The sequence below is a fragment of the Aeoliella sp. genome, assembly GCF_965227375.1.
Classification (GTDB): domain Bacteria; phylum Planctomycetota; class Planctomycetia; order Pirellulales; family Lacipirellulaceae; genus Aeoliella.
The window spans coordinates 2,339,117-2,358,002 of record NZ_CBDDFX010000001.1 but is presented as its reverse complement, the minus strand read 5'-3'; the positions used below and the strand labels follow the sequence as shown (position 1 = coordinate 2,358,002).

Below are 18,886 nucleotides of genomic sequence, written 5' to 3'. Positions count from 1 at the left end.
GGGGGGTGCGACAAAACGCCCCACGTTGTTCCCCGCATGTTTTCGGGTGGGGCAAAACCCCGACGGGGCCCAAATCCGATAGTGGCGATTCGCTCCGCGAACGAGCGTCGACACCACCCTCGGGCGACGAGCACTTCCGCGAAGGGCAAGCAAGTGCACGACTCACCTGCGGCTTGCGCCGTTGGCTCATGGGTGCGACAATTTTACGTCGATAGACAATTCCCCCGATTCATTAGATCACACCGATACGCCAGTTCAACCGCGATTTGTTGACACTCGCGACATTCAGTACGACGGCCGTCGCGGCCGTTGGTCGAGACCAATTCTCAGCCAAACGCACGATGGGAAAAATACTTGTCCCCCACCCAAAATAAGGTAGACTGAGCTGGAAGGTGAGCCATCTTTACGGAACAAGAATCTCTGCCCCACGGTCGTAGCAGGGGGTGTGGCTCACAGCTAATCAGCGCATTCTGGAATGGGAGAGTTCACCATGTATCGCTTCTCGTTAGCCGCCACGCTGTGCGCGCTGCTCTCTGTGGTGAGCACGGTCGCGGCGCAAGACAAGCCAAACATCCTCGTCATCTGGGGCGACGACATTGGCATACCGAACATCAGCGCGTACTCGCGCGGTCTGGTCGGTTACCAGACACCCAATATCGATCGTATCGCCGACGAGGGAATGCTGTTCACTGACTCGTATGGCCAGCAAAGCTGCACGGCGGGTCGCGCGAGTTTCATCATTGGTCAGGAGCCGTTCCGCACGGGGCTGCTCACGATCGGCATGCCGGGCGATCCGCACGGTATTACCGAATGGATGCCCACCATTGCCAACGTGCTGAAAGACCGAGGCTACGCCACGGGGCAGTTTGGCAAGAACCACCTCGGCGATCGCGACCAGCACTTGCCGACCAACCATGGTTTCGACGAATTCTTTGGCAACTTGTATCACCTGAACGCCGAAGAAGAACCTGAGGGCTACTTCTATCCCAAGGATCCGGAGTTTCTCAAAAAGTTTGGCCCGCGTGGTGTGATCCAGTCGACTGCCGACGGCAAGATCGATGACACAGGGCCACTGAACACCAAGCGGATGGAGACTGTCGACGAAGAGTTTCTGGCCGCCGGCAAGGACTTTATCCAACGGCAAGTAAAAGCCAAAAAGCCATTCTTCGTGTGGTTCAACAGCACGCGCATGCACGTGTTTACGCATCTGAAGAAGGAATCGTACGGCAAGACTGGCAAAGGCATCCATGCCGACGGCATGGTGGAGCACGATGGTCACGTCGGTCAGTTGCTCGACCTGCTCGACGAGTTGAAGATCGCCGACAACACCATCGTTATCTACAGCACCGATAATGGCCCCGAGTTCGCCATGTGGCCCGACGGCGCCGTGACTCCCTTCGCCAGCGAAAAAGGCACCACCTGGGAAGGCGGCTTCCGCGTGCCTATGATGATCCGCTGGCCAGGCGTGATTAAACCCGGCTCGGTATCGAACGAGATTATCTCGCAACTCGACTGGTTCCCGACACTGTGCGCCGCCGCCGGCGCGCCCGACGTCAAAGAGCAACTCGCCAAAGGCGCCACCTTCGACGAGAAACAATTCAAGGTACACCTCGACGGTTACAACTTCCTTCCCTACTTCAAGGGCGACGAGGAGAAAGGACCACGCGAGCGAATTCTCTACTTCGACCAGGGCGGCAACCTCAACGCGGTTCGCTGGCAGGACTGGAAAGTCAGCTTCGCCGTGCAGGACGGCAATATCGCCTTTGGCTCTCGCAAGGTGACTCCCTGGGCTGGCATCACCAACCTGCGGATGGATCCCTACGAGCGGGCCGCACACGAAGGTGGCGGCTACATCGACTGGTACGCTCGCCAGATGTGGCTGCTGGTGCCGATCCAACAGCAGATCAAGGAGTTCTTCTCCGACTTCGGCGACTACCCGTACCAAACCGGTTCGTCGCTGAACGCCGCTGGCATCAACTATGGCCTCTTGCAGAAGCAGGACGCCTTGAAGCGGCTAAAGGAGTTGGAGACTATCAAGCCCAAGTAATCGCTCGACTAGCGACACTCTACTAAACTCCCACACGGGCGCTGCTGAGTTTCAGTAGCGCCCGTGCAGTGTTGTTAGGGGGAACGAGTAAAGAGAGTGCGTGACCGCACCCGTCGCCAGCTAGTCTCCCCAAACATACCGGCGTCAGACTCGGCAGTAGGGGTTCCCACGTGTTCTCAGCACCCAGCGTACAAGACTCTTACGACTGCCACTTCAATTCGGGATTTGCCATGCCAAGTTCGCGCCAAAGGTCGCTGCTGATATGCGGTTCGCTCATGGCCTGTCTCCTGGGTTCCTTGCCGGTGTTCGCCGAGGACCAAGCCGATCGAACCTGGGACAAACGTCTCAACGGTATCTGGGTGGTCACCAGCGTCGTTCTCGATGGCGAGCCAGTGGAGCATGACGTCTCCGATTGCAAGTACGCGATCCTCGATGGAGTGGTTGTATCGGCTTCCCCCATGGGTAGAACGTTCATGCCGGAACAACCCGATGCGAAACCCTTCGGCCAGCCAGAAGAGTCCGATGAAGTCGAAGACAACGAACCTGGCGCTCTGTTTCCCGCGCCGGCAGATGAACGTGGAGCCAAACCTCCGGAACCGGCAGAACCCACTTACACAGTCGACATGGACGTTAGCCGCGCGACGGTCACGAAGAAGCAGCCCTATTCTTGGATTGATCTACAGACTCGATGGGAAGACAGCAGCGAGGAAGATTGGCCGGGCATCTACCAGATCGAGGACGATAAGCTGACGATCGCGTTTGGCAAGCAGCGCCCTGCGAAGCTCGAGTCGCCCAAGGTAAACCACGGTGGATACACCCGACCGTGGCCTGTCACCAAGGTCATCACCCTGGTGCGGCAGCCTGGCACGGGACCAGAATCTCGGGATTGATGGAACCTTCGAGCTACGGCCGGGGCGGCCATAGTACGTGCCCTACTCCTCCAAGAACTTCAACAAGTCCGTGTGGTGGCCGATCATCTTCCACTGGCCGTCTTCTTTGCGGTAGACGTTCGTGGCGCGAATCTTCACTTTGGTTTCTTTGCCGTCGACCGTGTTGCGGCCGACCTCGTAGTTGTGCACCACGGCCAACTCGCTGCCGACGGTGATGCGAACGTTTTGGGGCTCGACCTTGCCACCGAGTTTCATCTCCGCCTGTTTTTGCCAGTCGGCCAGAGTCTCTTTCCAGCCTTGTCGGAACGAGCCATCGGGGCCAAGGTACGTCACATCGGCAGAGTGCGACCAAACTTCCGACATCGGCTGAAGCTCGCCGGTGAACATGCTGTTTAGCGCCGCGTAGAACTTGGTGTTCGCCTCGCGAACGCTCTCGATCTTCGAATCGTCTTTCGACTCGGCGGAGGTCTCGTCTGCAATGGTTGCCGCCACGCAGCAAGCGACCAACGCGAAGGCCAACAGAATACGCACTACCATGATGTTCCCCTTGTTTGGATGCAGTCCCCAACCGCTGCAGAGCACGCACATCGCGATCTGCGCTTGCAGGGTAAGTGACCCTGTGTCGCTCGTCAACAAAACGCATTGCTGCACCACCCGGCGGCGGGGTCGCGAAGTGCACAGGCAACCGAAAGAGCGGGGACGTACGACGTAGGGTGGGTGGTTCCATCGGCAAGGTCTATGTGTGTCGGCCAACGACTATTCCCGCCGATGAGTTCACCCACCATCGCCTTACAAACGGTGGGTGAACCTGCCGGTGGATGATCCCACAAAATGGCGAAGCACTGTTCCGGCAGAATCACCCACCCTACGACTTGCGACTGAACACATTGCGATCAACACCGTCACGAGTGTCGCCGGCTCCGGCACCGTGGAGTTTCCCACGGCGGCTACCGGGCCAACGGACTGACCGAGGTTCATCCTCCACAGATCGTACTGCGCGGCGCCGATCGTGCCGCCAGCAGTGTCGTTCGGCAGGGTGCCGGCCGGAGCGCCGAGGTTGTTGCGCCACACCGTGTAGTCGGCCAGGTTTACCTTGCCATCGTGATTGAAGTCCCCAGGTAGTGCGTAGCTGATCCAATTGAAGGGAACCGGCGTTAGTACGTCGCTGGGCGAAACGGTGGCCGGGAGCAGGAGCGAAAGTTGCGCGCCGTTCCCTCCGTAGTACGCGTCCGCAATGGCCTCTATCCCGTCTCCATTGGTCACCGCCACCGCGGTCAGCAGCGTGCTGAACGTCAGCGACTCGCCGGGGTTGAGGGTGATCTCCGGCATGGCCAAGGTGGCGCGCAGACCTTGCTCGTTGAATCCGTGGATCAGCGGGATTCCTCCGCCGGCCTGTGCGGGGTTGGTGTAGTTGGTGAGCAAGGTCGCCGTCCCGGCGGGATTGACTTCGTACTGTACCGCACTGCGATAACCGGCTAGATCCGTCTGGCCGTGGTGCGTCACGCTGAAGTTCGCGTCGGAATAGGTGGCGCTTGCACCATCGAACCCGGCGTAGTGCGTGTAGGTGACCTTCACATCCATCTTGAACGCGCCCTGCGGGATGACCAGCGGCGAACTGCCATCGTTGAAGATGTAATACGGTTGCACGATCTGCGAATAGGCCGACGGGAAGCCAGGCAGGTCGTTGTTCGACGAGTCGAGTTTGGCGAACGAACGAAACTCTCCGGTCGTCACGTCGGCGATGCCTTCGTAGTTAGGCCCGAACAAACTGAGCGGAGGCCCACTGTAGTTGGCCGACACGGGGGCCACCACGATACCGCTGGGCGGCCCGTACTGCACCGCCACCGTGCCCGCCTTGGCAGTTGGGCAGAGTGCAACGATGCACAAGAACCAGAGAACGGACTGAAGTACTGACTCACGAAACTTGGTGAAGCAAGTATCCATCGCGATTGCTCCTTGCAAGAAAGGGCGATTGAACCCGAGGTCCCCGCGGCTGAAGGGTGTATCAAGAAAGGGCCGGCGGAGCCGCCACCGGATTGAGAAGTTTTCCAGGAGATCCGCAGCCGACATCTATACCGTCCCCCTACTCTCGTCCTCCCCTACTCAACTCCACCCCTATTCCCGTCAAAAAGTGCACCAATCACGCATTCCGGCTTTTTTCGCGTTTGGCCAGTGAAAAAAGCTAGATTTGTATGAATTTGCGACTGCGAACGTACCCGGCTGAATGCAGCCAGGGTATAGTGAGTTTTCCGCCCTGCGTTGCGTTTCACCGCCATCCCCTAATAACACTATGGCCAAACCACTCGTCTTCCAACTCGGCGACCGTGATCTTTCGTTCAACTTGGCGAAGGTCGATCGCGCCAAGCTTTACGGCTACAAGGAAGTGGAAGTGCTCGACGACAAAGGGGGCGCGTGCGACCTGGCGACGCTCGCTTCCGATGGACAAACGGTCGTCGGCCGTGGCGGCACCGGCATGGGATACCTATCCGGCGGCGGCGAGTGGTGCGACAAGGGCGACTTGAAGCCAATCGACCTCGACGGCGCGGAGATCACTCCGGTGGCCTCCAGCTACAGCCAGGCGATCAAGCTGTTCGAGACGGTTACGGCCGAAGAGTACCTCAGCCACAACATTCGCACCATCTATCGGCTTGAGACGGAAGATGCGATCGACGACCTGATGGAGGAACTCGACCGCGGCACCATCTTCGCATTCCCTTACAGTTTTCGCGGCGGTCTGGAAGCGGACGCGGCGTTCATGCTCAAGGGCGACGACGGCAACGTGTTCCTCGCCGTGGGTCAGCCCACCAAGATTGAGTTCATCGGTATTCAGCCGTCGATCAGCGTGATCGACGACACGGACGGAGACAACGAGACGGACCTTATGGATTTCGACATGATCTAGAACGAGCCCTCGGCTCGCGCTAATCGCGATCTTCATGAGTGAAATCAACATCAGCAACAGTGCCGACCGCGACGCCGTGGTCGTCACCACCAACGTTGGGTCGGCCAAACGCGTACGTTGGCTCGACAGCGAAAGCCGCCAGGCGCAGAGCATTCGCATCATCAAGGCGCCGATCGACCGCGACATCGACGCGCTCAAAGAACAGCACGGCGACCTCTCGAAGGTGGCCGAGGCCCTGGTGGCGGGCGATCCCGAGATCGATCTCGATCAGACGGGGCGCATCTTGTCCGATACCAGCCGCGTGTACGTGGACGGCGACCGCAAGATCGTACACAAGGTGAAGTTCTGGGAGATCGTTCGCAACCCCGACGGTTCGGAGCGCGACCGAAGGCCCCGCAAGCTGCTCGACACCAACCTGGCAAACGAGACACCGCTGCGGTGGTCGGGCAAGTACATCAAAAAGGAAGACGCCTGCCGAAAGTTCGTTTTCTCCGGCAAGGTGCAGCTCCGCCATGTGAACGGGCTGACCTACGACTTCCTGTACGGCATGGCCAAGGAGCTGGACGAGAAGAACAGCCTGCTGTTGTTGGGCGCGGGGCCGAAGTCCGCCGAACCGCTCATCCTCCGCCGGGGCGGCTCGCCGTACCGGGGATTCCTCGAAGGCCGCATCGACGGCGACAAGTACGCCTTGATCCTGCACTTCTCGAACCTCGAACTCAAAGCGCCCAAGGCGGCTGACGAGGAGACCTCATCATGAGAACCGACACCGTGATCGACCGCACCCACGCCGAGATCAAGCTGGGCAACTACGCGGTGGCCGGCGCATCGAGCCTGGCCGACCCCGCCCTGCTGCCGCGCGTGCAGGAATATCGCCGCCGCACCGGTTCGCTGATGCGCTCGCTGGCGCGCGACGACATCCGCGAGAAGACGCCCTCGGCCGAATACCACGTGAGCCGCAAGATCGACGGTGAGTTCACCGTGCTGGTCTACCAGGACGGCGAGATATTCACCGTGAACCCCGGCGGCGCGGTGCGAATGGGATTGCCCTGGGAAGCCGAAGCCGCCGAGCTGCTAAGCAAGGCCGGAGTGAAGCAAGCCCAAATCGCAGGCGAGTTGTACGTGCAGTGCGACGACCGCCGCAGCCGCGTGCACGACGTGACCAGCATCGCCCGCCAACCCGAAACGCCCGAGGATCTCGAGCGGCTCCGCTTCGCGGCGTTCGACATCATGTCGCTCGACGACGAACCGCTGGAGTCGTTCGTCCACACGTGGCAAGAGATCGAACGCATATTCGGCGGCGGCACACTAGTGCATCCCGTGGAGGCCAAGTTCGTCAGCGGTGTCGACGACGTCGAAAAGCTGTTCGAGCAGTGGGTCGATAAGGAAGGCGCCGAAGGCATCGTTGTCCGCAGCGATTCGGCCGGCATGTACAAGATCAAGCCGAAACACACGCTCGACGTGGTGGTGATCGGCTTCGCCGAGTCCGAAGGCGAACGCGAAGGGCTGCTGCACGACTTGCTGCTCGGCGTGATGCGCGAGGATGGCACCGCACAGGTGCTCTGCCGCGTGGGCGGCGGTTTCAACACTGAACAACGCCGCGAGATGCTGTGCGACCTGAAGGACATGGCCGTGGAGAGTGAGTTCGCCGAGGTGAACTCCGACAGCGTGGCCTACCAGATGGTGCGGCCCGAATGGGTAATCGAGATCAGCTGCTTGGACCTGATCGCCGAGAACACCCGCGGCGGCCCAATCAACAAGATGGTGCTCGACTTCGACGGCGAGTATCGCGTGGTCCGGCCATTGCCGCTGGCGACCGTGATCTCACCGCAGTTCATCCGCCGCCGCGAAGACAAGCAGCCGCGCCCCGAAGACACGGGCCTCGACCAGGTAACCCGCATCGTGGAAGTGCCATTCGCCGACCGCAGCGCTCGACAGATGAGCCTGCCACCGTGCGAAGTGCTCCGCCGCGAGGTCTACACCAAAGAGGCGAAGGGCGAGACGATGGTTCGAAAACTGGTCGCCTGGAAGACGAACAAAGAGACCGAGAGCGACGAGTACCCGGCCTACGTGCTGCACTACACCGACTTCAGTCCCAACCGCAAAGCGCCACTGGCGCGCGAGGTTCGCGTCTCGAGCTGCGAAGAGCAGATCCTGCAGTTGTTCGACGGCATGAAGGAAGCGAACATCAAAAAGGGTTGGGACCTGGCCGCGTCGAGCGGCGAAAGCGCCACGGTCGCCGCCCCGCCCGCGCCCGAGGCCAAGCCGACCAAAAAGAAAGCCGCGGCACCCAAGAAAGCCACGAAGAAGGCGGCCAAAAAGACGACCAAGAAAACGACTAAGAAGGCTACTAAAAAGGCCGCCAAGAAATCGCCGAAAGAGGCCGACGCTTCCAAGAGCTAATTGCACCTACAAAGCCGCGTCCGACGGCCCCCGCAAACATTGCCCGCGAATCACGCGAATGTCGCGAATGAGGGAAGCGCCCGGGCAGGTTGGATGTGACTTCTTTTTTGTGGATCTTCGTGCCTCTTCGAGGCAAACCTCGGTCTGATAGCGGTCCAGGTCACGTTTCCACCCAAGCCACGTCAACGAATGAGGCAGATGAGATTCTTCTGGCCGCTACCGCGTCCATCAGAATGACACGAAACAGGCCTCCGCAAACGTCCTGCTCCAACGGGAATTGTTTCCTCCCGCACCGCCGAACAGTTATGCTATGGGAGGGCTAACTAGTCGCGGGAGCAGAGCAACGTGAGTGAAAAGACGGGTGCGACAGTCGATATCGGGGCAATCAGCCGGCGGATTATCGCCAACGTTGAGCAGGTGGTCGTCGGCAAACGGCAGCAGATCATCAAGGTGCTGGTCGCCTGGTATTGCGAAGGCCACGTGCTGCTGGAAGACGTGCCGGGCGTAGCAAAGACGGTGCTCGCGCGGGCGTTCGCGGCCAGCATGGGTTGCTCGTTCAAGCGCCTGCAGTGCACGCCCGACCTGCTGCCGACCGATGTGACCGGCGGATCGATCTTCAATCAAAAGGTCAGCGAGTTCCAGTTTCGCCCCGGGCCGATCTTCGCCCAACTGGTGCTGGCCGACGAGATCAACCGCGCCACGCCGCGCACGCAAGCAGCACTCTTGGAAGCCATGGCCGAGTCGTCGGTCACCATCGACGGAACCACGCACACGCTGACTCCGCCTTTCCTGTTGATCGCCACGCAAAACCCGGTCGACCACGAAGGCACCTTCCCGCTGCCCGAGGCGCAGCTCGACCGCTTTCTCATTAAGCTCTCGCTCGGCTACCCGACGCGGGAGGAAGAGTCGCAGATGCTCGACATGCTCAAGCGTCAGCATCCCCTCTCGTCGCTCAAGCCGGTGGCCACCGCCGAACAACTCGTCGCCTGCCAGCGGGCGATTCGCACCGTGCATGTCGACGAGAAGATTCGCAAGTACATTACCGACATCGTCCACGCCACGCGCGAGCATCACGACCTGGCGCTCGGCGGCAGCCCGCGGGCGTCGATTGCCTTGTATCGCACTTCGCAGGCGATCGCGGCGGTACGCGGCCGCAACTACGTGGAGCCCGACGACGTGAAGCACATCTTGCCGTCGGTGCTGACGCACCGGCTGATCTTGAAGCCCGAGAGCCGGCTGCAAAACGTGAAGATCGACGAAATCCTGACCGACGTGCTCGACGAAACCGAAGTGCCGATGATCCAACCGCCCCGCGCGCGGGTCGCGGCCGGCGGCACGGGGGGATAATGGCCCATGCGTTGGATCGTCGGAGCGCTGATCCTGCTGCTGTTCGCCGTGGTGTTTCGGCTGGGGCTACTGGCGTACAGCATGTACGCGCTGTTGGCGACCATCGCATTGAGCCGCTTCTTCGCCAACCGCTGGTCGGGCGACCTCGAAGCGCGGCGCGAGATGAACGCGACCCAAGTGACCGAAGGCGCGAAGGTCGCGGTGGTGGTGCACATCGACAATCGCGGCCGGTTGCCGGTGCCTTGGATGCTGCTCGAAGACCTGCTGCCCCGCCGCGCATTGATCCACTCGCCACCGCCGCTCGATGTGGCCGGGCAGCGATTGCAGCTCGTTTCGTTTCGCAGCGAGGGCAAGAAAACGATCATGTACCAGATGAAGTGCAACCGGCGGGGCTACTACCAGATCGGCCCGCTGATTGCCGAGACCGGCGACGTGTTCGGGCTGTACCGCCGGTACCGCGTGCTGAGCGAGCCCAGCTTTCTGACCGTGCTGCCCGAAGTGGTGCCGCTCACGGGGTTCGACATCGCGTCGCGACGACCGATCGGCGAAGTGCTGATGTCGTACCAACTGTTCGAGGACCCCACTCGCATTCGCGGCGTGCGGGAGTATCAGGCGGGCGACCCGTTCAATCGCATTCACTGGAAGGCCACCGCCAGCACCGGCACGCTGCATAGCAAGGTGTACGAGCCGTCGACCGTGGCCGGTGTGACGATGCTGCTCGACTTCCACAAGGACGGTTACGACCGGGCCGACGAACCGGTGCGATCGGAACTGGCCGTGACCGCGGCCGCGTCGATCGCTGGCGCGGTGTGCGAGATGGGGCAGCAGGTCGGGCTGTTTACCAACGGCCGCGACGCGGCCGATCGCATTCGCACCGAAGGTTGGACGCACCAACAACTTCACTCCCGGCAACAGGCTCAAGCGGCCGGCATGCGCGACCGCAGCGAACGGCTCCGCCCCGTGGTGGTGCCGACCGAACGTGGCGACGCACAGTTGTTTCGTATCCTGGAAACGCTCGCGCGCGTCGAAAAGACCGACGGGCTGACGTTTCCGCAATTGGTGCAGGAGTCGGCCCCACGGATGCCGCAAAGCGCCACGGTGGTAGCGCTGCTCTCAATGGTCACCCCGCAACACGCCATCGCGCTGAGTAACTTGCAGAACCGCGGTTTCGCGGTCACCGCGATCGTGAATGTGTACGAAGAGCACCGCTTCGCGGAGCTCGCCGGCCCGCTGGTGGCCGAAGGCATCGAGGTGCGACAACTGAAAGACCGCGCGGCGATTCCCGACCTCTGTAACAACTGCATGGTCCACTAATGGCGAAGCGACTGTTCATGACGAGCGCCGACTACCTGGCCATCGCGGTCAGTCCCGCGCTAATTATGCTGCTGGTCGGCAGCCTGGTGTTCTTCCTGGTCGAAGTGCTGTACGTCGGCGAGTACCAGGCGCGGCTGATTTACGTGTTCGGGTTGTTCGTGTTCGCCACGGTGCTAGTCGCGCGGATCTCGATCGAGATGGGCTCGGAGCGGGCCGCCATGTACAGCATCCCGCTCGCCCTGGCGACGTTTGTGGTGCTGCAACGGTTCGTCGAGCATCCCAGCATTTTCAGCCCCCTGATCAACATCATACTCATTGCGGTCGTGTGGTGGTGCGCGCACCGCCTGACGTGGGACTGCACGGTGATCGACGACGATCAAGACGCTTCGGGCGAGGGACTGATGCAGCTGGTGGGCGTCGACGAATCGGAAACACCGCAACAGACCAATCAACTTCTGTCCGATGAGAAACTGCCCAGCTTCTGGCAGCGGATGTTCTCCATGGAGTCGGGCCCGCACGCGCCCGGGCTATGGGTGCTGTACTTTTCGCTCGCCGCGCTACCCATCTTCGGTATCGGCCAGGGGTTCATTCCATCCAGCGACGCGGCCGGCCGCCGCTGGGCGTTCATGCTGTTGTTCGTGTACGTGGCGTCGGGGCTGCTGCTGCTGGTGACCACCAGCTTTCTGGGCTTCCGCCGCTACTTGCGTCAGCGCGGGGTCGACATGCCCAACCCGATGGCCGCCACCTGGGTGGGTGTGGGTGGAGTGCTCACGCTGATCGTGCTTTTCATCGCCATGCTGCTCCCCCGCCCTGCCGCCGAGTTCGCCGTGGCCCAACCACCGTGGCAGGCCAGCTCGCCCGACGGGTTGTCGCCGTCGCGTTTTGGATGGGGCAACGACGGTGCCCAAGGCGAAGAACAGTCGTCCCAGGCGGTGACCAAGAACGACGAGAACGCGCCGACCGGCAGCGAAACGCGAGAAGACGCGGAGAACCGACCCGCCGGCGAGCCGTCCAAAGATGGCACCAAGACGAGCGACTCCGGCGAGCAAGGCGAGCAAGGCGACCAAGGCCAAAGCTCCGACTCCGGCGAGTCTTCTTCCGACAGCAGCGATCAAGGCACCTCATCCGACGACCAGTCGCAGGGAGAAAACGGAGAACAATCGGCCGACGGAAGCGAAAACTCGCCGGGTGAACGTGGTTCGGAAGGCCAACCGAGCGAGCGCGGCAATGAATCGCAAAACACCGACCGCGAGCGGGAGGGCGGCAACCAGCGATCCGACTCGCAAACCGGCGAGTCCGCCGAGCAGCAGAACATGCAAACGCCCGAACACTCGAGCGGCTCGAAGACCAACGTTATTCAAGCCATGCAGAATCTAGTGGGCGGCATCGCCGGACTGATCAAGTGGCTGTTCTACATCGCACTGGCTTTGGTATTCGGCTACCTGCTGTGGAAGTACCGCCACGAGCTGATTACCGCCGCCCGCGAGTTGTGGCGCGACCTCAAGGCGCTGCTCGCTCGACTGCTGGGGCGCGAAGTTGCCGAAACGCCAGAGACCGACGAAGCGGCCGCCGCACCGCTGCAGCCGCGCAAGCGATTCCGCGACTTCCAGAACCCATTTGCCACCGGCGCGTATCAGAAGGTGCCCGCGGCCGAATTGGTGCGGTACACCTTCGAAGCCTTCGAAGCCTGGGCGGCCGACCGCGGACGATCGCGGACCGCCGACCAGACTCCCTTGGAATTCGTCGAAGCGATCGCCAGCGACATGACCGACATGGACCAACCGATGCGCGAGCTGTGCCATCTGTACGGCCGCGTCGCCTATGGCGGTGCAAAAGTCTCCAACAAAGACGTGGCCGTACTGCGTCAGATGTGGGATCACATGGACACCGCATCGGGCGCGGTGCTTGCGCGGTAACCTGCAACAAGCCCTCCCCCACTCAAGGCGAGGGAGGGCTTTCCCCGTTTCTGGGATCAGCTCTAAGGCTCTACTCCGCCGGCCGCGAGTGCAGCCCGAACACGTTGCCTTCGGTGTCCGAAGCAATCGCAATGAAGCCGTACTGGCCGATGGAGAACTTCTCCTTGCAGATTTTGCCGCCAGCCGCTTCGACGCGCGACGCTTCGACCGCACAGTCCTCGCAACTGAAGTAGACCATCACGCTGTTGCCGCCCGACGGAACGCCTTCAACCTTGGCAATCGCGCCGGCTGCACCGGGTGCTCCCATTTCCATGGGAAAAGTGAACATCTCGATCTCCGGCGACGGCGAATCGAGCGGCTGCAGTTCTACCTCCAGCACCTTCTCGTAGAACGCCTTGGCGCGCGGTATGTCCTGCACATAGATCTCGAACCAATTGACTGGGTTTGGTTGCATGATAGAAACTCCCCGTAAAGAACTGTCATGAAGAAACGTGTGACGCCCCACGCGCCCGCCAGACGCGGATGATATACTGACGTACACTTTCTGTCAACACTCGCCATTTCGCCCGCTCGACGCGAGAAATCGGGGTGTTTGTCTCCACCAAAAGAAAAAACGCAGCGACGAACCGAAGTCCGTCGCTGCGTTATTCTTTGATGTCAGTTTAAAGCTGCGTCCTGCGCAACTAGCGTCCCGCACCCCACTGCACGGCCGCCGGGCTAGGCGCCCGCTTGCTGTAACTCTGCCGGACGGCCGGCGCGGTGTAGTTCACCTGACGCACGGGCGTAGTTGGGGCAGCGTACGTGGTCGTGGGCTGCGTGTAGTTGATCGGCCGCACCGTGGCGGTAGGTGCGGTGTACGTACGCGCCGGTTGGGCGTAGTTCACTGGTCGCGCGGTCGAAGTCGGCGCCGCGTAGCCCGCAGCAGGCTGCGAATAGGTTGTGGCTGGCTGCGAGTAAGTCGTCGTCGGCCGGGCGTAGCTGGCCTGTTGCACCGGGTACTGTTGGTACGTGGTCGGCGCGGTCGCTGCATAGGTGGACGGAGCAATCGGGCGGCTCGATAGCGAGGGCGCTGGCATTGTTGAGCAACCGCCGGTAGGACAACCACCGCCACACTCGCACGGCGAGCAGCCGCAGGCCGGGGCGCACACTGGTGCACAAGTCGGCATGCAGGTCACCTGCGGAGCGGGCACGATGGGCATCGCGGCGATCGTCGGTTGCGGTGCGGGGCGACCGCAAATCCAGTCGCATAACCGGAACAAGCAACAACGACGCGGCGCCGGCTGAACCACCACCGGTGGCGGCACCGGCGGAGGGCACGTCTGGCACGCGCCAGGTGCGGCGTAGGTCGAGACCGGCGGGGCATACACCGTGTACGGCTGGGCGTGGCTCGCCGTGGCGAGCAAACAACCAACCGCCACCAGCGGCACAACGATCCACAAAGTAGGTTTCATGGTTTTACCTCTTCATCAGCTTTTTTTTGGGGAGAATTCGAGCCTTCAGCCCCGGAGCGCTGAGGGACGTGACCGACGTTCGTATGCAGGCGGTGCGCGCATCGCGAACACCCGGATGTCATCAAACCGAACCGACGAAACAACCGACGAGGGGAGAAATCAGGGTTGCCGGTCTATGTACGCAGGGAAGATTAGGAGTGTGCGCCAGGCCCATCAGTGGGGAGAATTTCAAGAGCACCGTGGCGTACGGTTGGTTGCCCATCCGCTGTAACAATATCACGACCCGGCCGCGGTTCAACTTACAACCTGCGACAAACCGGTGATTGCCGCGCGTCATGAGCCGATTAACCGTCACAACGCGCACCGCTTCGCTACGATGCTAGCGATGGACAGTAAGAATGACTCAAGTTGACAACCGCGCGCAGCCAGCAATGACGGTACCGGTTGCCTACAACGCCCCCAAGCCGGATCGCCACGCGATCCGCGAACCGCAGCCAAGCCAGCACCAAGCTCTACTTCGCGCTGGATGACGCTTCCTGCTCGGGGATTTGGCGGAACATGAAGCCCAGCATCAACCACATCCAGCCACCGAACACCAGGTCGATGCCCACCAGCAGGCCAATCAACCACAGGGCGGAGTCGGGGAACTGACGCCAGATGATGAGACCCAGCACCGTGGTCACGGCACCACTCAACAACACCCAACCCCAACCGGGGAAGCGTTCCTTGAGCGCCACGACGATGCGGATCAGGCCGGTGGCCAGGAAGAACACGGCCAACAACAGCGTGAGACCCTTCTTTGCTTCAATGGGGTTTTCCAGCACCAGGAAGCCGGTCACCAGGTAAAGAATCGATACCAATAGATGCAGCAGCACCCCTTGCCAGCCGGCGCAGTGGAAGGTGCTTACGAGTTGAGCGATGCCGGCCACGAGCAACAGAATGCCCAGCAACGCCACCATCGCGGACGTACTCATCAAGGGCGAACTAATGGCGGCCAACCCGGCCACCATCAACCCAATTCCCAGGGCGACCAGCCATCCCCACGCTTTCCTCAGTTCCTGAGTTTCGATCAGCGAGTTGTCGAACGACATAACGGTCCCCTTTCAAGAAGTTCTGCGAAAGGGAATTAGTATTCCCCAGCCCAATTCTGGGATATCCCAGAGGGTGAGTCAAATTCTAGCTCGACGAAGTGCGAATTGCCGTTGGGAATGTCTGCGATGGTTTCCCAAAGCGGAGTCGATTCGCTACAATCCGTACCACCCGTATCATTCGTCTCCGACGACACGAAGGTCGTTGGCTGTTTTCACTTCCCACTTCGAGCTTTCAACTATGTCCGCAGTTGCTTTTGGCACCCAGAAGATCAAGCGCGAGGATTTGCCTAAGGACGGCAATTTGTGCGAGTACTGCACGGCGAAGTGTTGCCACTACATCGCCGTGCCTTACGAAACGCCCGACTGCCTGGAGGACATGGAGTACATCCGCTGGATCGTGCTGCACCACAACGCCACGTTCTTCAAGGACGACGAGGATTGGTACCTGCTGGTCCATACGGTCTGCGAGAAGCTGCAGGACGACTACCGCTGCGGCATCTACGAACGCCGCCCCCAAATCTGCCGCGACTACAGCTTCAAGAACTGCGAGTACGACGAGGACTGGACCTACGACTTCTACCTCGAAACGCACGAGCAAGTGTGGGAATACAGCGAAGCGTGCTACAAGTCGAAGGGCAAGAACATCCGCAGCCCCAAACCCGACCTGCTGCCGGTCATGGCTTAGAGAGACAAAATCAGCCTTCGGCGGAAGCCGAGGGTTGGGGAATCAGTTGCGGATTTGTTTTTTGAAGCACTAATCCGCGCTAATCTTCGCTAATTCCGTAGCGAACCTATTAGCGATGATTAGCGTCGATTAGTGTTCCCTCCTCCGCCTTGAATTAGTCGCGGATGTGCGCGGATTACGTCGGGTACTCGCGGATTTGTGTTGTTGGAACACTCGAATTTGGGAGGAATGTCTTCAACGATGAGCCTGTTTCACCACTAGAACAACGGATCGCACAACACCTGCGGTCTCAGTTGTGGCAAGTACCAATCGGTGGCGAGCTTGAAGACGAAGCCTTGGCTCAAGACCAAATCGGTCTTAGTTGGTTCATCCCCGGAGTGCTGCGCGAGGTCCATCCCGAGTGGAAGTACGAAAGCCTCGACGGCGTCTTGCCTCTGGTGGTTCGCAGGACGGGCCCGCTGGAAATGGAACTGATCGGCAACGCGATTCTCATCACCGATCAGACGGTGGTTCCCGTCCACCTGCAATTGCAACTCGACGAATCGGCCGAACGTATTCGCTGGCTGGAGTGTCGGTTGGGTGAAAACGTGGACGGGCAGCTGAAGCGAGTGCCTTACAGCTCCGACGCCTGGCAGGTGCGCAGAGCCATGGAAGCTGTGAGAAACTTGGACGCTATCGACTGGTTCTACGCGGTTGGCTATGGCACGAAGCGGCATTAGGCGAGCCGTCCACCTAACCCAATCCGCGTCGATCCGCTAAAATCAGCGCTGATCCGCGTCTAATTCCCCGACCCCTCACCCCCGAATCCTCCCCCCTCCCCCATGATCCAGCCCCGTACGCTCAAAGGTTTCCGCGATTACTTGCCGCAAGCGATGCTCGCGCGGGAGCATCTGATCGACGCGGCCCGCGGCGTGTATCGTTCGTACGGGTTTGCGCCGATCGATACGCCGGCGCTGGAGTATTTGGAGGTCCTCGCTGGCAAGGGGTCGGACGAGACCGACAAGCAGCTGTACAAATTCACCGACGCGGGCGGGCGGGACGTCGGCATGCGGTTCGACCTCACGGTGCCGCTGGCACGGTTCGCCGCGCAGTACGCGCAGCAGTTGGGCTTGCCGTTCAAGCGGTATCACATCGCCAGCGTGTGGCGGGGTGAGAACACGCAGCGCGGCCGCTACCGCGAGTTCATGCAGTGTGACTTCGACACCATCGGCACCGAATCGGCCGCCAGCGACATCGAAACCGCGCTGGTGATACACGATCTCTTGTCGAAGATCGGCTTCGCCGATGCGTTCACCATCCAGGTGAATCATCGGGGAGTGCTGAACGGACTGCTGGAGACGCTTGGCCTGGCCGAGCAGTCGACGCATGTGCTGCGCGCCATCGACAAGCTGGCCAAGATTGGCCCCGAAAAAGTGGCCGCCGAGATGCAAGAGACCGCCGGCGCCACGGAGGAGCAAGCCGGCCAGGTGTTGGAGTTTGCTGCGCTCGAAGGACCCAACCAGCAGGTGCTCGAACAGCTCAAGCCGATGGTCGCAGAGAGCGAAGTCGGCGAGGCGGGCCTTGCGCGGCTCGAGGAAGTGCTGACCGGCATCGCGGCCGCTGGTGTTGCGCCGGAGCGGGTGAAGCTCGACGTCTCGATCGCCCGCGGTTTAGACTACTACACCGGCATGATCTACGAGACAACGCTCACCCAACTGCCCGACATTGGCAGCGTCGCCAGCGGCGGCCGGTACGACAACCTGGCCCAGATGTTCACCAAGCAGCGTCTGCCGGGCATCGGCGCGTCGCTTGGTCTCGATCGCTTGCTGGCAGCCATGGAAGAACTCGGCATGGTGCCCGAGGTGCGCACGCCAGCCGAAGTGTTCGTGCCGCTGTTCAATGAGGAGTTGCTGGGTCCGCTCTTGAAACTCTCCAGCGACCTCCGCGCGGCCGGCTTGCGAGTGGAACTGTTCAACGAACCGAAGAAACTCGGCAAGCAACTGCAATACGCCGACAAGCGCGGGCATCGCGTCGCGGTGATCGCCGGCCCCGACGAGATCGAAGCCGGCGAGTGCCAGATCAAAAACTTGGCCGACGGCTCGAGCACCACCGTGAAGATGGAAGCGGCGGCCGGAGAAATCGCGAAGCTGCTTTCCGCCGAGTAGCCGTAGGATGGGGTCAAGCGAGTCTCAGCTCGCGCGGACCCATCATGCCTGCTTGGATATTCGGGTGTTTCGTCATTCGTCATTGCCAACTACTCTGCGTCGGCAGCAAATTGCACCTTCGCCAGGCCCAGCGAGCGGGCTGTGTCGTACACCGTGATCGCTTCGCCCAGTGGCACCGCGTCCTGGCAGTCGACCACCACCGGTAGCGAGGCGTCGACACTCGCGACCGCGCTCAACAGCTCCGCAAGCTCGCCGCGCGACGCGCATGGCAAGTCGTTCACGCGCCACGTGACCCCACTCTCGCCGGTCGCCACCTCGACGACGATCCGCTCCAGGTCGTCCGGCGGCTCGATCGGCACGTCGACCGACGCGTTGCTGCTCACCAACAGGTTCGACGGCAGCACAAACTCCACCACCTGAAAACTGGCTGTGCAAACGAAAAAGATCAACAGCAGGAACACGACGTCGATCATCGCGGTCATGGACAATTCGCCCGACTGCTGCCGAAAACGGGGATGACGCCAAGAGGACATGGGAGTTGGGAGGATTCAGGGGTCGGGGGTCAGGGATTTTCAGATAGCCACGAAGAGGACGAAGAGTCACGAAAAGAAATGATTCGGCAAATCGTCGGAAACAAACGCAACAAGTTTTTCGTGCATCTTGGTGCCTCTTTGTGGCGATTCCTGCTGATACTTATCG

The 18,886-nt window shown here is 61.0% G+C and carries 17 protein-coding genes; 11 read left to right on the top strand and 6 right to left on the bottom strand.

What is annotated here, in order from left to right; translation table 11 throughout:
* Positions 1 to 490 precede the first annotated feature (490 nt).
* Together ACQK2L_RS09670 and ACQK2L_RS09665 are read left to right on the top strand one after the other, a co-directional pair.
* Complete coding sequence (locus tag ACQK2L_RS09670; protein ID WP_425396748.1) at positions 491 to 2,047, top strand: arylsulfatase; 1,557 nt, start codon at positions 491 to 493, stop codon at positions 2,045 to 2,047.
* A gap of 230 nt (positions 2,048 to 2,277) precedes the next feature.
* The gene (locus tag ACQK2L_RS09665; RefSeq protein ID WP_425396747.1) at positions 2,278 to 2,937 is read left to right on the top strand and encodes a hypothetical protein; all 660 of its coding nucleotides are present in this window, start codon (positions 2,278 to 2,280) and stop codon (positions 2,935 to 2,937) included.
* Positions 2,938 to 2,979: 42 nt separating this feature from the next.
* On the opposite strand, the gene ACQK2L_RS09660 is transcribed toward ACQK2L_RS09665, so the two are convergent.
* On the bottom strand, positions 2,980 to 3,474 hold the full coding sequence (locus ACQK2L_RS09660) for a YybH family protein (RefSeq protein WP_425396746.1): 495 nt from the start codon (positions 3,472 to 3,474) through the stop codon (positions 2,980 to 2,982).
* A gap of 252 nt (positions 3,475 to 3,726) precedes the next feature.
* Complete coding sequence (locus ACQK2L_RS09655; protein ID WP_425396745.1) at positions 3,727 to 4,881, bottom strand: hypothetical protein; 1,155 nt, start codon at positions 4,879 to 4,881, stop codon at positions 3,727 to 3,729.
* 346 nt (positions 4,882 to 5,227) lie between these two features.
* Here ACQK2L_RS09655 and ACQK2L_RS09650 point away from each other — a divergent pair, with 346 nt between their 5' ends.
* From ACQK2L_RS09650 to ACQK2L_RS09625, 6 genes are all read left to right on the top strand, one after another.
* On the top strand, positions 5,228 to 5,839 hold the full coding sequence (locus ACQK2L_RS09650; RefSeq protein ID WP_425396744.1) for a hypothetical protein: 612 nt from the start codon (positions 5,228 to 5,230) through the stop codon (positions 5,837 to 5,839).
* Between the two features lie 34 nt (positions 5,840 to 5,873).
* Positions 5,874 to 6,596 carry a hypothetical protein gene (locus ACQK2L_RS09645; RefSeq protein WP_425396743.1) on the top strand — a complete coding sequence of 241 codons (723 nt, stop codon included), beginning with the start codon at positions 5,874 to 5,876 and terminating at the stop codon, positions 6,594 to 6,596.
* Positions 6,593 to 8,239 (top strand): hypothetical protein, encoded by a 1,647-nt coding sequence (locus tag ACQK2L_RS09640; protein WP_425396742.1) that lies wholly within the window; start codon positions 6,593 to 6,595, stop codon positions 8,237 to 8,239. The genes ACQK2L_RS09645 and ACQK2L_RS09640 overlap by 4 nt, the downstream gene beginning before the upstream one ends.
* Before the next feature lie 345 nt (positions 8,240 to 8,584).
* Positions 8,585 to 9,586, top strand: a complete 1,002-nt coding sequence (locus tag ACQK2L_RS09635; RefSeq protein ID WP_425396741.1) for an AAA family ATPase — start codon at positions 8,585 to 8,587, stop codon at positions 9,584 to 9,586.
* A gap of 6 nt (positions 9,587 to 9,592) precedes the next feature.
* Positions 9,593 to 10,900: a DUF58 domain-containing protein gene (locus tag ACQK2L_RS09630; protein ID WP_425396740.1), complete on the top strand. Its 1,308-nt coding sequence runs from the start codon at positions 9,593 to 9,595 to the stop codon at positions 10,898 to 10,900.
* Complete coding sequence (locus ACQK2L_RS09625; RefSeq protein WP_425396739.1) at positions 10,900 to 12,816, top strand: DUF4129 domain-containing protein; 1,917 nt, start codon at positions 10,900 to 10,902, stop codon at positions 12,814 to 12,816. The genes ACQK2L_RS09630 and ACQK2L_RS09625 overlap by 1 nt, the downstream gene beginning before the upstream one ends.
* 70 nt (positions 12,817 to 12,886) lie before the next feature.
* Here the strand turns inward: ACQK2L_RS09625 and ACQK2L_RS09620 are convergent, their stop codons facing one another.
* The 3 genes from ACQK2L_RS09620 to ACQK2L_RS09610 all read right to left on the bottom strand — a co-directional run bounded on the left by ACQK2L_RS09620 (position 12,887) and on the right by ACQK2L_RS09610 (position 15,358).
* Complete coding sequence (locus ACQK2L_RS09620) at positions 12,887 to 13,270, bottom strand: VOC family protein (protein ID WP_425396738.1); 384 nt, start codon at positions 13,268 to 13,270, stop codon at positions 12,887 to 12,889.
* Positions 13,271 to 13,499: 229 nt separating this feature from the next.
* On the bottom strand, positions 13,500 to 14,267 hold the full coding sequence (locus ACQK2L_RS09615) for a hypothetical protein (protein WP_425396737.1): 768 nt from the start codon (positions 14,265 to 14,267) through the stop codon (positions 13,500 to 13,502).
* A gap of 512 nt (positions 14,268 to 14,779) precedes the next feature.
* Positions 14,780 to 15,358, bottom strand: coding sequence for an HdeD family acid-resistance protein (locus tag ACQK2L_RS09610; RefSeq protein WP_425396736.1), 579 nt, complete (start codon positions 15,356 to 15,358; stop codon positions 14,780 to 14,782).
* Positions 15,359 to 15,596: 238 nt separating this feature from the next.
* On the opposite strand from ACQK2L_RS09610, the gene ACQK2L_RS09605 reads away from it, so the two are divergent.
* The 3 genes from ACQK2L_RS09605 to hisS all read left to right on the top strand — a co-directional run bounded on the left by ACQK2L_RS09605 (position 15,597) and on the right by hisS (position 18,187).
* Positions 15,597 to 16,043: a YkgJ family cysteine cluster protein gene (locus tag ACQK2L_RS09605; protein ID WP_425396735.1), complete on the top strand. Its 447-nt coding sequence runs from the start codon at positions 15,597 to 15,599 to the stop codon at positions 16,041 to 16,043.
* Between the two features lie 293 nt (positions 16,044 to 16,336).
* Positions 16,337 to 16,762: a hypothetical protein gene (locus ACQK2L_RS09600; protein WP_425396734.1), complete on the top strand. Its 426-nt coding sequence runs from the start codon at positions 16,337 to 16,339 to the stop codon at positions 16,760 to 16,762.
* 102 nt (positions 16,763 to 16,864) lie between these two features.
* Positions 16,865 to 18,187 carry a histidine--tRNA ligase gene (gene hisS / locus ACQK2L_RS09595; RefSeq protein ID WP_425396733.1) on the top strand — a complete coding sequence of 441 codons (1,323 nt, stop codon included), beginning with the start codon at positions 16,865 to 16,867 and terminating at the stop codon, positions 18,185 to 18,187.
* Positions 18,188 to 18,276: 89 nt separating this feature from the next.
* On the opposite strand, the gene ACQK2L_RS09590 is transcribed toward hisS, so the two are convergent.
* Positions 18,277 to 18,720, bottom strand: a complete 444-nt coding sequence (locus ACQK2L_RS09590) for an ExbD/TolR family protein (protein ID WP_425396732.1) — start codon at positions 18,718 to 18,720, stop codon at positions 18,277 to 18,279.
* Positions 18,721 to 18,886: the final 166 nt, after the last annotated feature.

Bases quoted from the DNA above. Each gene is read 5' to 3' on its own strand.
- ACQK2L_RS09670 (WP_425396748.1), top strand. From the start codon at position 491: ATGTATCGCTTCTCGTTAGCCGCCACGCTGTGCGCGCTGCTCTCTGTG.
- ACQK2L_RS09665 (WP_425396747.1), top strand. From the start codon at position 2,278: ATGCCAAGTTCGCGCCAAAGGTCGCTGCTGATATGCGGTTCGCTCATG.
- ACQK2L_RS09660 (WP_425396746.1), bottom strand. From the start codon at position 3,474: ATGGTAGTGCGTATTCTGTTGGCCTTCGCGTTGGTCGCTTGCTGCGTG.
- ACQK2L_RS09655 (WP_425396745.1), bottom strand. From the start codon at position 4,881: ATGGATACTTGCTTCACCAAGTTTCGTGAGTCAGTACTTCAGTCCGTT.
- ACQK2L_RS09650 (WP_425396744.1), top strand. From the start codon at position 5,228: ATGGCCAAACCACTCGTCTTCCAACTCGGCGACCGTGATCTTTCGTTC.
- ACQK2L_RS09645 (WP_425396743.1), top strand. From the start codon at position 5,874: ATGAGTGAAATCAACATCAGCAACAGTGCCGACCGCGACGCCGTGGTC.
- ACQK2L_RS09640 (WP_425396742.1), top strand. From the start codon at position 6,593: ATGAGAACCGACACCGTGATCGACCGCACCCACGCCGAGATCAAGCTG.
- ACQK2L_RS09630 (WP_425396740.1), top strand. From the start codon at position 9,593: ATGCGTTGGATCGTCGGAGCGCTGATCCTGCTGCTGTTCGCCGTGGTG.
- ACQK2L_RS09625 (WP_425396739.1), top strand. From the start codon at position 10,900: ATGGCGAAGCGACTGTTCATGACGAGCGCCGACTACCTGGCCATCGCG.
- ACQK2L_RS09620 (WP_425396738.1), bottom strand. From the start codon at position 13,270: ATGCAACCAAACCCAGTCAATTGGTTCGAGATCTATGTGCAGGACATA.
- ACQK2L_RS09615 (WP_425396737.1), bottom strand. From the start codon at position 14,267: ATGAAACCTACTTTGTGGATCGTTGTGCCGCTGGTGGCGGTTGGTTGT.
- ACQK2L_RS09610 (WP_425396736.1), bottom strand. From the start codon at position 15,358: ATGTCGTTCGACAACTCGCTGATCGAAACTCAGGAACTGAGGAAAGCG.
- ACQK2L_RS09605 (WP_425396735.1), top strand. From the start codon at position 15,597: ATGTCCGCAGTTGCTTTTGGCACCCAGAAGATCAAGCGCGAGGATTTG.
- hisS (WP_425396733.1), top strand. From the start codon at position 16,865: ATGATCCAGCCCCGTACGCTCAAAGGTTTCCGCGATTACTTGCCGCAA.
- ACQK2L_RS09590 (WP_425396732.1), bottom strand. From the start codon at position 18,720: ATGTCCTCTTGGCGTCATCCCCGTTTTCGGCAGCAGTCGGGCGAATTG.